16 protein-coding genes are annotated in these 13,645 nt (G+C 66.2%); 7 read left to right on the top strand and 9 right to left on the bottom strand.

Annotated features, from left to right (window positions below):
• The first annotated feature begins 7 nt into the window (after positions 1-7).
• Positions 8-1,690, top strand: coding sequence for an ABC-F family ATP-binding cassette domain-containing protein (locus tag ACIBK2_RS22630; RefSeq protein ID WP_396969525.1), 1,683 nt, complete (start codon positions 8-10; stop codon positions 1,688-1,690).
• A gap of 34 nt (positions 1,691-1,724) precedes the next feature.
• Here the strand turns inward: ACIBK2_RS22630 and ACIBK2_RS22635 are convergent, their stop codons facing one another.
• Complete coding sequence (locus ACIBK2_RS22635; protein WP_396969526.1) at positions 1,725-2,069, bottom strand: STAS domain-containing protein; 345 nt, start codon at positions 2,067-2,069, stop codon at positions 1,725-1,727.
• Positions 2,070-2,263: 194 nt separating this feature from the next.
• Here ACIBK2_RS22635 and ACIBK2_RS22640 point away from each other — a divergent pair, with 194 nt between their 5' ends.
• A complete protein-coding gene (locus ACIBK2_RS22640) occupies positions 2,264-2,623 on the top strand; it encodes a helix-turn-helix transcriptional regulator (RefSeq protein ID WP_396969527.1) in 360 nt (119 codons plus the stop codon).
• 10 nt (positions 2,624-2,633) lie between these two features.
• On the opposite strand, the gene ACIBK2_RS22645 is transcribed toward ACIBK2_RS22640, so the two are convergent.
• The 3 genes from ACIBK2_RS22645 to ACIBK2_RS22655 all read right to left on the bottom strand — a co-directional run bounded on the left by ACIBK2_RS22645 (position 2,634) and on the right by ACIBK2_RS22655 (position 5,595).
• Positions 2,634-3,500 (bottom strand): SAM-dependent methyltransferase, encoded by an 867-nt coding sequence (locus ACIBK2_RS22645; RefSeq protein ID WP_396969528.1) that lies wholly within the window; start codon positions 3,498-3,500, stop codon positions 2,634-2,636.
• A gap of 153 nt (positions 3,501-3,653) precedes the next feature.
• Positions 3,654-4,148: a helix-turn-helix transcriptional regulator gene (locus tag ACIBK2_RS22650; RefSeq protein WP_396969529.1), complete on the bottom strand. Its 495-nt coding sequence runs from the start codon at positions 4,146-4,148 to the stop codon at positions 3,654-3,656.
• Positions 4,141-5,595: an FAD-dependent monooxygenase gene (locus ACIBK2_RS22655; RefSeq protein ID WP_396969530.1), complete on the bottom strand. Its 1,455-nt coding sequence runs from the start codon at positions 5,593-5,595 to the stop codon at positions 4,141-4,143. Before ACIBK2_RS22655 ends, ACIBK2_RS22650 begins: the two co-directional genes overlap by 8 nt.
• 112 nt (positions 5,596-5,707) lie before the next feature.
• On the opposite strand from ACIBK2_RS22655, the gene ACIBK2_RS22660 reads away from it, so the two are divergent.
• Positions 5,708-6,697: an Lrp/AsnC family transcriptional regulator gene (locus ACIBK2_RS22660; RefSeq protein WP_396969531.1), complete on the top strand. Its 990-nt coding sequence runs from the start codon at positions 5,708-5,710 to the stop codon at positions 6,695-6,697.
• Positions 6,698-6,804: 107 nt separating this feature from the next.
• The gene (locus ACIBK2_RS22665) at positions 6,805-7,467 is read left to right on the top strand and encodes an NAD(P)-binding oxidoreductase (RefSeq protein WP_396969532.1); all 663 of its coding nucleotides are present in this window, start codon (positions 6,805-6,807) and stop codon (positions 7,465-7,467) included.
• On the opposite strand, the gene ACIBK2_RS22670 is transcribed toward ACIBK2_RS22665, so the two are convergent.
• On the bottom strand, positions 7,456-7,989 hold the full coding sequence (locus ACIBK2_RS22670) for a QsdR family transcriptional regulator (RefSeq protein WP_396969533.1): 534 nt from the start codon (positions 7,987-7,989) through the stop codon (positions 7,456-7,458). The genes ACIBK2_RS22665 and ACIBK2_RS22670 overlap by 12 nt on opposite strands.
• 135 nt (positions 7,990-8,124) lie before the next feature.
• On the opposite strand from ACIBK2_RS22670, the gene ACIBK2_RS22675 reads away from it, so the two are divergent.
• Entirely contained in the window at positions 8,125-8,988 is an 864-nt protein-coding gene (locus ACIBK2_RS22675; protein WP_396969534.1) for an SGNH/GDSL hydrolase family protein, read from the top strand.
• A gap of 6 nt (positions 8,989-8,994) precedes the next feature.
• Here the strand turns inward: ACIBK2_RS22675 and ACIBK2_RS22680 are convergent, their stop codons facing one another.
• Positions 8,995-9,636 carry a hypothetical protein gene (locus ACIBK2_RS22680; protein ID WP_396969535.1) on the bottom strand — a complete coding sequence of 214 codons (642 nt, stop codon included), beginning with the start codon at positions 9,634-9,636 and terminating at the stop codon, positions 8,995-8,997.
• A 147-nt stretch (positions 9,637-9,783) separates the two neighbouring features.
• Positions 9,784-10,548, bottom strand: coding sequence for an LGFP repeat-containing protein (locus tag ACIBK2_RS22685; RefSeq protein WP_396969536.1), 765 nt, complete (start codon positions 10,546-10,548; stop codon positions 9,784-9,786).
• A 172-nt stretch (positions 10,549-10,720) separates the two neighbouring features.
• On the opposite strand from ACIBK2_RS22685, the gene ACIBK2_RS22690 reads away from it, so the two are divergent.
• Positions 10,721-11,077, top strand: a complete 357-nt coding sequence (locus tag ACIBK2_RS22690; RefSeq protein ID WP_396969537.1) for a hypothetical protein — start codon at positions 10,721-10,723, stop codon at positions 11,075-11,077.
• Positions 11,078-11,163: 86 nt separating this feature from the next.
• Positions 11,164-11,538 carry a pentapeptide repeat-containing protein gene (locus ACIBK2_RS22695; RefSeq protein ID WP_396969538.1) on the top strand — a complete coding sequence of 125 codons (375 nt, stop codon included), beginning with the start codon at positions 11,164-11,166 and terminating at the stop codon, positions 11,536-11,538.
• Between the two features lie 10 nt (positions 11,539-11,548).
• Here the strand turns inward: ACIBK2_RS22695 and ACIBK2_RS22700 are convergent, their stop codons facing one another.
• The gene (locus ACIBK2_RS22700) at positions 11,549-12,523 is read right to left on the bottom strand and encodes an endonuclease/exonuclease/phosphatase family protein (RefSeq protein WP_396969539.1); all 975 of its coding nucleotides are present in this window, start codon (positions 12,521-12,523) and stop codon (positions 11,549-11,551) included.
• Positions 12,523-13,608 (bottom strand): TIGR03857 family LLM class F420-dependent oxidoreductase, encoded by a 1,086-nt coding sequence (locus ACIBK2_RS22705; RefSeq protein ID WP_396969939.1) that lies wholly within the window; start codon positions 13,606-13,608, stop codon positions 12,523-12,525. The genes ACIBK2_RS22700 and ACIBK2_RS22705 overlap by 1 nt, the downstream gene beginning before the upstream one ends.
• Between the last annotated feature and the right edge of the window lie 37 nt (positions 13,609-13,645).

Consider the following 13,645-nt stretch of genomic DNA (forward strand, 5'->3'; position numbering starts at 1 on the left):
GGGTCCCATGGCGCACATAGATATCGCGGATCTCGAATACTTTCTCCCCGATGGGCGACAACTGCTCGACGGGGTCGGCTTTCGGATCGGTGAGGGGGTCAAGGCGGCGCTGATCGGGCCGAACGGTACCGGGAAGACGACGTTGCTCGGGCTTGTTGCCGGTGATCTGACTCCTGATGGTGGGGCGGTTACCCGGTCCGGGAGTCTGGGGGTGATGCGGCAGTTCGTGGGTCAGGTCGATGATGAGTCGACGGTGCGTGATCTGCTCGTCGCGGTTGCTCCCGACGCGGTCCGGAAGGCCGCGACCGCGCTCGACGACGCCGAGAACGCGCTGATCGAGCAGGACGAGCAGGCGACGCAGCTCGCGTACGCGCATGCGCTGACGGATTGGGTGGATGTCGGCGGGTACGAGACCGAGACGTTCTGGGATCGGGTCACGATGGCCGCGCTCGGCGTGCCGTTCGATCAGGCCAAATGGCGGGCCGTGCGCACGCTCAGCGGCGGTGAGCAGAAGCGAGTTGTGCTGGAGGCGTTGTTCGCCGGACCGGATGAGTTGCTGCTACTCGACGAGCCGGACAACTATCTGGATGTGCCGGGCAAGCAGTGGTTGGAACGAACGATCGCCGAATCGGACAAGTCGGTGCTGTTCGTCAGTCACGACCGCGAGTTGATCGCGAACGCCGCCACCAGGATCGTCACCCTCGAACCCGGCGTCAACGGCGCGACCGCGTGGATTCACGGCGGCGGTTTCGCCGGTTATCAGCAGGCCCGCGAGGACCGCAATTCGCGCCTGGCCGAGCTGCGCCGACGCTGGGATGAGGACCACGCCAAGTTGCGTGCGCTCGTCCTGCGCCTACGGGAGAAGGCCAAGTTCAACGACAGTGTCGCGGCCCGCTATCACGCCGCGCAGACCAGAATCGCCAAGTTCGAGGCCGCGGGCCCGCCCGAGTCGGTTCCGTTGCGGCAGAACGTCTCCGTGCGGTTGCGCGGCGGCCGGACCGGTCGGCGGTCGCTGGTGTGCACGCAACTCGAACTCACCGGATTGATGCGGCCGTTCGACGCCGAGATCTGGTACGGCGATCGCGTTGCGGTGTTGGGCGCCAACGGATCCGGCAAATCACACTTCCTGCGGCTGCTCGCCGCGGGCGGCACCGATCCCGACCTCGAACACCGGCCCATCCAGGACATCGACCTCGCGCCGGTTCCGCACACCGGCACCGCCGCGCTCGGCGCCCGGGTCCGCCCCGGCTATTTCGCGCAGACCCATTCCCGGCCGGATCTGTCGGGCCGAACACTGCTGGAGATTTTGCATCTCGGCAACGAACACCGTGACGGGATGGGCCGCGAGGCCGCCAGCCGGGTGCTGGACCGATACGAGCTCGCCCGCGCCGCCGAGCAGCGCTACGACGAGCTCTCCGGCGGCCAGCAGGCCAGGCTGCAGATCCTGCTGCTCGAACTGTCCGGAGTCACCATGCTGTTGCTCGACGAGCCGACCGATAACCTGGACCTGCACTCCGCCGACGCGCTCGAACAGGGCATCGCCGAGTTCGCGGGTACCGTCATCGCCGTCACGCACGACCGCTGGTTCGCCCGCGAGTTCGACCGCTTCCTCGTATTCGGTTCCGACGGTGCCGTTTACGAACGCGACACACCCGTCTGGGACGAGACGCGAGTGCACCGCGCGCGCTGACCGACAGCGGCAAAGCTCTGTGCCGGAATAGGATTCAAGCGACCTCCGAGTTCAGCGCGTCGTGCACAGTCTCGTACACCTCGATCACCCCGTCCAGCCCGGTCACCTCGATCGGACGCCGCACCTGCGCCGACGCGACCACCCGCAGTCCGCCGGCCGCCTCCACCGCGAACAGCAGCACGCTGAGCCCGGCCGAACCGAAGAACCGCACGCCCGACAGGTCGACCACGAGCAGCGCCGGCGCATGGCCAAGCGCATCCTCGATCCCCGATTGCAGCTCCGGCGCCGACGCCGCGTCGACCTCACCACCGACGGTCAGTACCGCCACCGAGTCGACCCAGTCCAGCTTGACCTGCAACGCGCGAGACTCGGCGCTCATCGCGCTACCGTCGCGGCGCTTTCGCCGCGCGTTTCGTTGAGTTCCGCAGGCCAGGCGTCCATCGGCGTTCCCATCTCTATCGTCGGGCCAGATAACCTATGCCATCTAGAATAGATTTGTTGTAGCACTATCGACAAGTCGGCGCAAGTGCCTAGAATAGAAAACCTGACGAGTCCCCACAGATGAGGAGAGCGATGCCCCAGGAGACCCAGCACGGATCACACCTGCCCGACCCTGGCCAAGCGGTGTACGGAATCTCGGTGGCCGCCGACCTCGCCGGCATCGGCGTGCAAACACTGCGACTCTACGAACGCCACGGCCTCCTCACCCCCGCGCGCAGCGACGGCGGCACCCGCCGGTACAGCAGCGACGACATCGCCCGCCTGCAACGCATCGCCAACCTGGCCGCGACCGGCGTCAACCTCGCAGGCATCGCCCGCATCCTCGACCTCGAAGACGCCAACGCCAACCTGCACACCGACAACGACCGCCTGCGCGGCGACAACTCAGCCTTGCGTGAGACCAGCGAAAGCCACAGCGAGACAACAGGATAACGAACGCAGTTCAGGGCTTGCGCAGAATTCCGCCGTACTCGTAGACGTTGGTGCGCCGCTCGGTGGCACCGACGTACTTGAGCAGTGGCTCCGGCACCGCTTCCAGCGGGGGCTGGTCCGGGTCGGGACGCCAGTCGACGAGATTGCGCAGACCGGGATCGACCGGTTCGAGACCGTCGAACAGTGCGTCCACCTCCGCGGGTGTCCGGCTCTGCCACGGTATGCCGGAGTTGTCGATCTTCGAGGCGAACGACTTTCCGAGCGCGGCGTCGTCGCTGACAACCTGGGAGAAGACGAGGTGGCTGCCCGGTATCGCGACGGTATCGATGATGTGCCGCAACACATGTCGCGCGCCCTGGCCGACTTTGTCGTTGTCCTTGATGTGATGGCCGACCGACAGATACAGCACCGCGACCGGCTTGGTGAAGTCGATCAGGCCTTCGACATCGGGATCGGCGAGAATCGCTTCGGGTAGTCGCATGTCGGCTGTCACGACAGTGGTGCTCGCCCGCGCGTCCGCCAGCAGTGCGCGGCCGTGCGCCAAGACGATGGGGTCGGCATCGACATAGGCGACCCGTGCCTCCGGATTGAACCGCTGGGCCACCTGATGAACGTTGTTGGCGGTCGGCAGCCCGCATCCCATGTCGAGAAACTGGCTGATGCCTGCTTCCTGCACCAGATAACGGACCGCGCGGTATAGGAATTGGCGGTTCTGCCGCGCGATGTCGACGCATTCCGGAAACCGGCCCAACATGTAGAGCAGGATGTCTTGGTCGGACGGATAAATATCCTTCCCGCCGAGCATCCATCCATACACCCGCGCCGAAGATGGGCGGTTGAACGAAACCGCCGGACCACCCCTATTACCCGAGCTCATGGGTATGTCCTCTCGCCCTGCGCCGCGCAGCCGAACGGTGGCTCCACTGTGGCTGCTGTACCACCGCTGCGTGCGCTCAACGAATATATCCGCACCCAGGAGATTTGGACGCAAACTGCCAACTTTGCATCGAGCGGATTTCTCGGCAGACAGTCATGAGCTGCGATACACCGACGGACGCGTTCCGGTGTGCCGCAGGAAGGCGGTGGATAGGGCGCCCGGGCTGGCGAAACCGCAGCGCAGCGCCACCTGGCCGATCGTCAGGCCGGTATGGCGCAGCAGCTGTTTCGCCTCTTCGATTCGGAGATGGGTCAGATATTGGTAGGGCGTCATTCCGGTCGCCTTCTTGAAGACTCGGACGAGATGGAAGACGCTCAGGTTTACTTCCGCGGCGATGTCGGACAGGCCGATCGGGTCGGCGAGGCGGGCGCGCATCATCGCGGCGGCCGCCTGGATGCGCGAGTCCTCTTGCGGGAGAGGGCGATCGGCCATCGGCTCGGTTGGCAGGGTGAGCACGGATAGGTAGACCAACTCGGCGACGAGTTCGGCGACGAGTTCAGCCAGTTCGGCGGCGACCGACCCGCCGGTGCTGGGCGCGACGGCTCCGAGACGTAGGTCGGGCGTTAGCGTGCTCAGCTGTTCATCCATGAGGTATACCGAACCAGGAGGTCAGGGCGGCTGCCAACCCGTCAGTGCTGTGGTCCCCGCCCGCGGTCCAGCACACGTAGCCGTCGGGGCGGACGAGCATCGGATCAGTGTCGGCGCCAACGCCCGTGCGGTCTACCCGATCCGACCAGGGGTCGGCGATTTCAGCGAGTTTGTCGGACGGGTCGAGCAGGATGCCGCGGCCGGAACGCAGCAGTTCGTGCAGCCGGGTCGGGCCGATATTCCGGTCCGGAGCGGGGAGGCCGACGAGTGGCCGGTCGTCGCTGCCGGGCATGGCGTAGCGGATGCCTATTCCGGAGAGCATGTCGTCTAGGTGGAACTGGACCTCGGGCAGCTGGGTCAGCGACGCGAACAAGTCCTTGGCGGCGATCACGTCCGGGTCGTGCTTGCCGTCCCAATCCATCAGCAGGCTCTGCGCCTCGACATTGCGCAGCACCGCGGCCGCGACCGGATGCCGTTCGGTGTGGTACGTGTCGAGCAGCCGCTCGAGAGCCCAATTGTGCACGGCGGCACCGAGTTTCCAGCCGAGGTTGACCGCGTCCCCGATGCCGGTGTTCATGCCTTGCGCACCGATCGGGAGGTGGACGTGGGCGGCGTCGCCGGCCAGGAACACCCGCCCGTGCCGGTACTGGGCGGCCTGGCGGGACACGTTGGTGATGCGGCGGGCATAGCGCAGCTCGAGCAGTCGCACCCGTTCGCCGAACACGCTGCGCAGGCCGACGCGGATTTCGTCCTCGGTGACGGGAACATCCCGGGACAGGGACCGATCCGGCCCGCCGAGAGCCAGCCGGTGCAGCGGCCTACCTTCCGGGTCGGTGCCCAGCGCGAACACCTGCGCCGAATATCCGTCCTCGCTCCAGGTGCGGGTCAGCATCGGGGCGTCGCCGTCGAGCCGGACGTCGGCGGCGATCGCGGTCGACTTCCCCACTCGCCCAGGGAATTCGGCGCCGAGCAGGGACCGCACCGTGCTGTGCGCGCCGTCGGCGGCGACGACGTATCCCGCCTCGATGGTGACATCGTTGGCGAAGGTCGCGGTGACACCGTCGTCGTGCTGGGTGAGGCCGATCAACTCGTGGTCGCGTCGAACGTGGATGTCGTGCGCGGCAAGGTGCTGTTCGAGGAAGCCCTCGATCACCACCTGCGGGATGGTCCGCCACGGCAGGCGATGCCGCCCGCGGGTGAGCAGCAGCGGGATGCCGGCGAAATGCGCGGTGCTGGTCTGGTGATTTCCGGTGGCCAGCAACGGTTCCAACAGACCACGCTGATCGAAGGCCTCCTGAGCGCGAGTTTGCACGCCGCCCGCCTTGGACACCGGGCTGCGCTGGGCCAGCTTGTCGACCAACGTGGTCGACACTCCCGCCACCAGTAGTTCATTGGCCAACGTCAGGCCGGTCGGTCCGGCGCCGACGATGAGCACCTCGGTGTTCATGGTTTTCTCCTTGTGTCGCAATGGATTCGGTCGGATCGACCGGGACACGGCAACGATGCGCCTGCCGGGATCGCCGAACCAGTGACCGGGCGCATTGTGTCGATATCCGACAATGACTACCGTCGCTGCGGTGGAATTCGTCATCGATGAGCTGGATCGCCGTCTCCTGCACGCTTTGCAGATCGATGGCCGGGCCGGGTTCAGCGCCATCGCCGAGGTTCTCGGCGTGTCGGATCGCACGATCGCCCGCCGCTACGCCAGATTGCGGTCGGTCGGAGCCGTGCGGGTGATCGGCGGCGTCGACCCGACCGCGCTGGGCGGAACGACCTGGTTCCTGCGGGTGCGCTGCGCCCCCGCCGCGGCGGTCCCGGTCGCCGAGGCGCTGGCCCGGCGCTCGGACACCGCATGGGTGAGCCTGCACTCCGGCGGCACCGAGATCAGCTGCGCGGTCCGCACCGAGAACGAAAATGACAGCGAGACATTGCTATTGGCCAAACTCCCGCGCACCTCCCGGGTGGAAGGGGTGACCGCGCACTCGGTGCTGCACGTCTTCTACGGCGACTCGGACAACATGATCGCCAAACTCGGTGCGCTGACCGAGGACGAGGCCGCGCTGCTGCGCCCACCCCCGGCGCCGTATCGGCCGGGTCCGGTGCCGGTGCAGCTCGACGACGGCGACCGCAAACTCCTCGCCGCCCTGGCCGACGACGGGCGGACCAGCGTCGAGCAGTTGGCCGCGGTGACCGGCTGGTCGGCGACGACCGTCCGGCGGCGAATGACCGAACTGCGCGAACACCGGGTGCTCTACCTGGATATCGACATCGACTGGCGCCAGGTCGGCCTCGGCATCCGCACCCTGCTCTGGATCTCGGTCTCCCCCGCACATCTGGCGCAGGCCGGCGCGGCACTGGCCCAGCATCCCGAAATCGCTTTCGCCGCAGCCACAACCGGGCCGACGAACCTGTACGCGACCGCGGTATGCGCTGATCAGCGGGCGCTGTATCGCTATCTGACCACCCGGGTGGCGGCCCTGCCCGCCATCACCCACGTCGAGACGGCACCGGTGATCAGGACCGTGAAAAAGGCGGCGAATCCGGCTTAGTCGGCGGCGATTCCACTGCTCGTCGCCGAAAGTCCCTGGGAATTCTCACGGAAACTCGCGCCGTTGAACCCTGAGATATGACCCACCGCACTGAAGGAGCTTCCACGATGGACGTTTTCATCATCGGCATCACCGGCGGTATTGGTGGTCTGCTCGCGCAGCAACTACAGGCGCGCGGAGACACGGTCCACGGGCTGGTTCGCCGGGATGAGCAGCGGGCCGAACTCGAAACGCAAGGCGTCAAAGCACAAGTCGGCGATCTGGCAACCCTGAGCGAAGAGGAATTGGCGGCAACGTTCGGCAAGGCCGACGTGATCGTCTACAGCGCCGGATCCAACGGCGGCACAAGGGAAGTCACAAAGGCGATCGATGGCGGCGGGGTGGTGAAAGCCATCAACGCCGCCCGCCGCGCCGGTATCGAGCGTTTCGCCCTGGTGTCGGTGCTCCCCGAATCATGGCGGGAACGGGACAACGGCGAGGAGGTCGAGTACTACTTCACCGTCAAGAAGGAGGCGGACATCATCCTCAGCCGCAGCGACTTGAATTGGCTGATCCTGCGTCCCGCTTTACTTCTCGACGGTCCGGGAACAGGCAACGTATCCCTCGGCCCGGCCGAGTTCCACGGCGAGATCACTCGCGCCGACGTGGCCGCCACGCTCGCCGAACTGCTACACGAGCCGCGCATCGGTCGGCAGATCCTCGAACTCAACACCGGCTCGACACCGATCGACAAGGCAGTCAGCGCGAATGTCCGGACCCTATTCGAGTAGTCGGCGGATGACGGCCGCGGCGGCATCGATGTCGTCGGGTTCGCCGGTGATGAGTTCGCGGAAGTAGAAGGACTCGCCGATCCGGACGATGGCGTAGGCGAGGGTGTGCGCGTCGATGTCGTCCGGTTCGCCGACCTCCTCGCGGATGAGTTGCGCGATGCTGGCCACGAACCGTCGCTGGATGACCCCGTCGCGGGAGGTCAGGACCTGGAGCGCGGTGTCGGTGTGCTGCGCGACGAACGTACGCATGGCCGGGTAGCCGGCGGACAGGTGCAGGCAGCGCCGGACGATCTCGGCGACTCCGGCGGCACCTCGACCACCGCACTCCCGACGGATGTCCTCGAACCCGGCGGTGGCGATCACCCAAATGACTTCGCCGAGAATGCGTGTGCGGTCCCCGTAGCGCCGATACAGCGTCGACCGGCCGATACCAGCGGTCGCGGCCAGCGCCCGCGCGTCGATCCAGCCGTCTCGCAGGAACATCTCCACCGCGGCGCGCAGCACGGTATCGACCGAGGTCAACTGGGGAATTGGAGAAACTGGTGGCGCAGGCATCATCGATTCTAGTGTGACATGGGACACCATTGAATGGGTGTCCCAGCCTGGCCGACCATACGAGCCATGGCACTTCGCTCTTGAATTCCACAGGAGATTTCGATGTCCAAGCGACCCGCATTTATCGCCATCCTGACCGCACTTGTCGCCGGAACCGTTGCCGCTCCGGCCGTCTCGGCCGCCCCGGAGACAACCACGTACCCGTCCTATGTTTCGCTCGGCGATTCCTACACGTCAGGATCGTTCCTGCCGTTCGTCGTCCCCCGCTGCGCCAGGTCCGCCGGCAACTACCCTCGCCTGGTCGCCGACACGATCGAACCCAGGTCCTTCACCGATGCCAGCTGTGCCGGCGCGACCACCAGGGCCATGACCAATCCTCAAGTGGCGACTGGCAATCCGCCGCAGTTCGATGCGTTGCGGCGGGATACCGCGCTGGTCACCCTCGGCATCGGCGGTAACGACGTACCGGCCTTCGACATCGTGTTCAACTGCGCGGTGCGCGACGCGGCGGTCCCACACGGCTCGCCATGCAAGGACTTCTACACCCAAAGCGGAACCGACACACTGACAGAGCAGATCCGCGCGATCGCCCCCAAAGTCGGTGCGGCACTGGACGGTATCCACCAACGATCACCCAAGGCCAAGACGCTGCTCGTCGGTTACCCGGTGGTGATGCCCGAAACCGGCGACGGCTGCTGGCCGATCGTCCCGATCTCCGACGGCGACGTGCCATTCCTGCGCGACAAAATCAAGCTGCTCAATCAAGTTCTGCGCGAGCAGGCGACTCAGCACAGCGCCACCTATGTGGACACCTACACCAGCAGCATCGGCCACGACATGTGCCAGGCGCCAGGCACGAAATGGATCGAAGGACCCATCCCCACCGACCTGGCCGCGCCCCTGCACCCCAACGCGCTCGGCGCACGGGACCAAGCCCGTCAGGTAGTCGCCGAGCTGCGCCGGTAGTACTGATCAGGCGTGGCCGCCGCCCAGTCCGGGTTTGTTCAGCTGTGGCTGGGTGCCGAAGGTGGGCCCGGTGGTGGTAACCGGTTCCGGCGCGGCGACCACGGGATCCCGCTTGTCCGTCCGGACGGTCCTGGCATCGACCTCGCGTCGCGCAAAAGCGATGTCACGTGCGGTACGCACCGACAGTCGGCCGAGTGAGGTCGCGGCGAAGAACAGGATCAGCGCGCCGAGGCCATAGAAGAAGGTCAGTTGCAGAACACTGCGTTTCAGGTCGGAGGCCGCGACGGGTTCACCGAGGGTGCCGATGTTCAGCAGATCCGCCAGGAACGGCCCGATGATGAACCAGACGCCCGCCGCGGCCGCCAGCCAACCACCGAAGCTGGCTACCAGCCGGTTGCGGCTCGCCAACATCAGGAATCCGCCGACGATCGCGGCGATGCCAGGGAGTACTTCGAGCCAGCCACGCGCCGAGGTCCACACCCACGAGTCATCGGGCGTGAACGAGAAGTCGAAGTACGGCCCGAGGAATGGAATCAGTGCGCCCCAGATGCCTAGCAAGAACACCGCGAACCCGCCGAGGGCTCCTCGGCTGCGCGGAATTCTGAGTGCCGGGCCGCGATCCGCAGAAACGTTGTCGTCGACGTTCATCAGAGCCTCCATTCGTCGAAGTAACTGCGTGTACCGCGTACCCGCCGCGCACAGACATATGCGCAAGCCGCATAAATGAGCCCACACGGGCCGCAGTGGTACCGTCCAGCCCTCGCGATGAGGTGGTGAAGTAGCGATCCGGCCAGGTCAGCGGGGCGGATGCCATTCGATGCGACCACCCTGGAAGTCCTGGGCTCGGCCGCCGTTGTAGTCGTACTCGTCGCTGATCGGATAGCCGTAGCGGCCGTTCTCCCAGTTCTGGCTCGCCCAGGTGTCCCTGATCGCCCCGGATATCACGCGGGCGCCGGTACTGGCCGACCAGTAGATCGAGCCGCCCTCGAAATGCTGCCCCGCCCCGTTGTTCTTGGCGGGGAACTCATCGGTGACCGGGAAGCCGAGTCGGCCGTCCTCCCAGGAGAGGGTGGCCCACTTGTCGCGGATCGCTCCCCAGGTGTTGTGCGCGCCGGTCGACGGCGACCAGTGGATCGTGCCGCCCTCGAACTGGTTGAACCGCCCCGGCTTTCGCGTCGGCATTTCCCTGCTGGTCGGATAACGCAACGCGCCGTTCTCCCAGCCGAGGTCGCCCCATTTGGCGCGAATCGCACCGCCGATCTCATTGGCGTGACCGTCGGATACCAGTGGATGCCAATAGATCGAGCTGTTCTTCTCGAACTCCTGCCAGCGCCCGCCGCGGGCGGCATCGGACTCCGGGTTCAGCGCGTTGCCGAAGAACGCGAAACCACCGGCCTCGTCGTATTCGGTCCGGATCGCGCCACCGATCGGGTACGGCTGCGCGGAGGCTTGAGTGGGCGTCAGCGTGAGGGTGCTGAGCACCGCGAGGACGGTGGCGGCTCGGACCACCCGGGCGGCTCGACGTCGACCGTGCTTCAGATTTCGCGGATCGGGTGACATGACCCCTCCTTGCGCCCCAGGTACTCCAGCCATTTTACTTGCGCCCGAGCGCTTTTGACAGGGTCGCGACAGCCATACCCGGGCGGGCGGACCGCATGCTCCCACGGTCGACCACCCAGCGAAAGTCCGGCAACTCTACGATTCAGCTACGGCGAGCAGAAAGTGGGCATGCATGGAGATCGAGGTAGGTCGGACGAGCACACCCACACTGTGGGCGGTGGCGGTCTGGGGTTTGCTCACCGCGGTGCTGACCGCGCCGATCGCGGCGGGCCTGGTCGGCATCGTCTACCGCTTCCCGATCCCGTTCGGTGACGACGCACGCGGCGTCGCGGAGGTCGGCAACGCCGCGCTGGCCTCGGTCTTCTATCTGATCAAAGGCGAAGGGATAGTCCTGGCGATCATTGGTGCGGTTGTCGGCTATCTCATCGCTCGTACCGTCGGACCAGGCTTGATCCGCACACTGGCGCTCGCAGTCTTGGCCGCCTTCGGCCTGGCCCTACTCGGCGCCATCAGCCTCGCCATGATGTAACTGAATTCGGTGTGCCGAACCATGATTGGCCGCCTATTTCTTTACCGCAACCGGTGACAGGCAGCGCAGCTGGACGGTCTCGATGCGTGGGATGCGATTTCAACGACGTCGATTTCACCGGATCGACCTTCTCCGGCGAGACGGTATTCGACGACAGTCGGTTCCACGGGGAGGCGCGGTTCGGCGGTGCGACGTTCCGCGGTGCGGTGTTCGGACACATCACGATGTTCCGACGCTCGGTCTTCACCGGCCCGGTCGACTTCAGCGATGCGCGACTCGAGCACTCGACTGCCTTCGACCGCGTCGATTTCGCCGACGGCGTCACCTTCGACCCGGTCCCGATGGAGCGGGCGAGCGCCGAGTGCACCCGCGCCGGCGCGCACTCGATCCGCCAACTGCCGACCGGGTGGGTGGGGTATCCGCTCGACGATCAATGGGTCGGGCTCAGACCGAACGCTTGATCCTGACCGATCAGTCGGTGAGTTGGTACGTCGCGAGTATCCCTTTGTGGTCGCTGCACCACCGCGGTGGCGAGGCGGCGAAATTGTCCTCGGTGGTCTCCTGCTGCCGAGTGCCGTGCACGATGGACCCGCGCGGACCGACGATACCGACGGTGGACAGTGTCAGGGCGGCACCGTTGGCGAAGACGAAGTCGACGCGGTCACGTTCGTCGGCCTCGGGCGCCCAAGCGAGTTCGGAGACATCCACTTCGGCGTTGTCCGAGGGCCAGGTGAGCCCGGGGTGGGTGGCCGGATCGGGGTACATCGATCGGTAGGCATCGACGAAACCGGCGGCGTGCAGGCGTCGGGTGGACTCCCACGGCACCGTGACACCGTTGTGGTCGAACATGTTCGCGGTGGCGGACGTCCAGTCCAGCACGGACGGCTCGTTCAAATCGCCACCCATGATGACCGAAGCCCCTTGTGCGATCTCGTTTTTCGCGTCGGCGAGCAGGGTGCTGATCACCTCGGGGCGCCCCGAGGCCGCGTTGACGCGCTGGATCGCTGCGGTATCCGTCACCGGGCCGCCGGGCAGCTTCTCGAAGTTGTACTCGGCGAACTCACCCGGCTCCGGGACACCGGGCCCGTAGCCGCGAGGCAAATTGGAGGCGTACCAGCGGAACTCGAGATGCGCGGAGTAGACGGTGACGCGCCTTCCGTCAATGTTCAACCGCGCCTTCACCATCCACTGCAGATCGGCCGAGTCCTCGACCGGAAACACCGTCAGAATGCCCGTGTCGTGCGAGGCGACGGTATTGAATTCGCGCCCCCGCCGCGCCAATTCGGCCGCGACGGCAGTAGTCGCGGTGGTCGCCTCCGAAAGCAGCACGATCGAAGCCCGGGTCGAGATGATGAGTTCGGCGATCAGCTGAGTGCCGTCCGCCACCTTGCTACCGCTGTGCCACACATTCAGCGCGAGCACCCGAATCTCCCGAGCCACGGGCATCACCCGAACTTTCCAGGGTTCGCCGCCACTGCCCGGCGCAGCGTAGGTCGGTCGGCTCGATAGGCGGCCACCACCGAGGCCAGTTCGTGCGGGCTCGCGCCATGCATGATCACGGAGTGACAGCCTAGGTCGTACTCGCGCGATATCTTCCGCACGCACTGCTCCGGCGTGCCGTAGGCGGCCGAGGCCAGCCATTCGTCCGGGATGAGGGCGTCGAACTGCTCCAGCACCTCGACGGAGGCAGACGCGTCGATGGGCCCGGCCGCGGCGGCGTCGAGGAAAAGTTGGGTGCCGCGGATCCGATCCCAGACCTGCGGGTCCCAGCCGTTGGCGGCGATGAGGATATCGGCGTAGGCCTGCAGGTAGGTCACCAGGCGGCCGGTCCGCCTGCGCAACTGATCCTCTTCGGAGAGTGCGTCACTCGCGGTCGCCAGGCACGACCAGATCCGGACGCTGTCCGGGTCCTTGCCGGCTCGTTCAGCGCCACGGCGCACCGCCGCAACGGATTTCACCGTGGCCTCGTCGGAGAAGAAGGTGTGCAGGACGACGAAGTCACCGATCTCGCCCGCGAGCTCGAGCGTCTTCGGGCCGACGGCGACGAAGCCGATCGGCGGCGAATCCGCCAGGCCGTTCTGGTGATACAGCACGGGCCACGAACCGGCGGGCCCATCGTGACCGACGATGGTCTCGCCCGCCCAGAGGCGGCGCAGGATGCCGACGAAGTCACGCAGTTGGGCTTCGGTCACGGCAGGCAGGCCGATCGCCTTCCAGTTCGCCGCCATGCCGCGACCGAACGCCATGGCGTATCGGCCGTCGGTGATGGCCTGCATCGTCGAACCCATTGTCGCCGTGACCATCGGGTGCCGGGTGTGGTGATTCGTGGCGGCCGCCGCGATCCCCAGGTCGGTGGTGCATCCCGCGAGTCCGCCGGACAGGACCGCGGAGTCTTTGACGGTCATCCGTTCGCCGATCATGCACGATCCGAGGCCGAGCTCCTCGGCGGTGCGCGCCTCCGGGAGGAGGACCCGGGCATCGGCGGGATGTCGGGTGATGCAGTAGTAGGCCAGTTCGTTCAGTTGGTCGATCACGAGAGTTGTTTTCCCCAGGTAGTTTTCGGGACGA

This window comes from Nocardia sp. NPDC050175 (assembly GCF_044459885.1).
Classification (GTDB): Bacteria; Actinomycetota; Actinomycetes; order Mycobacteriales; family Mycobacteriaceae; genus Nocardia.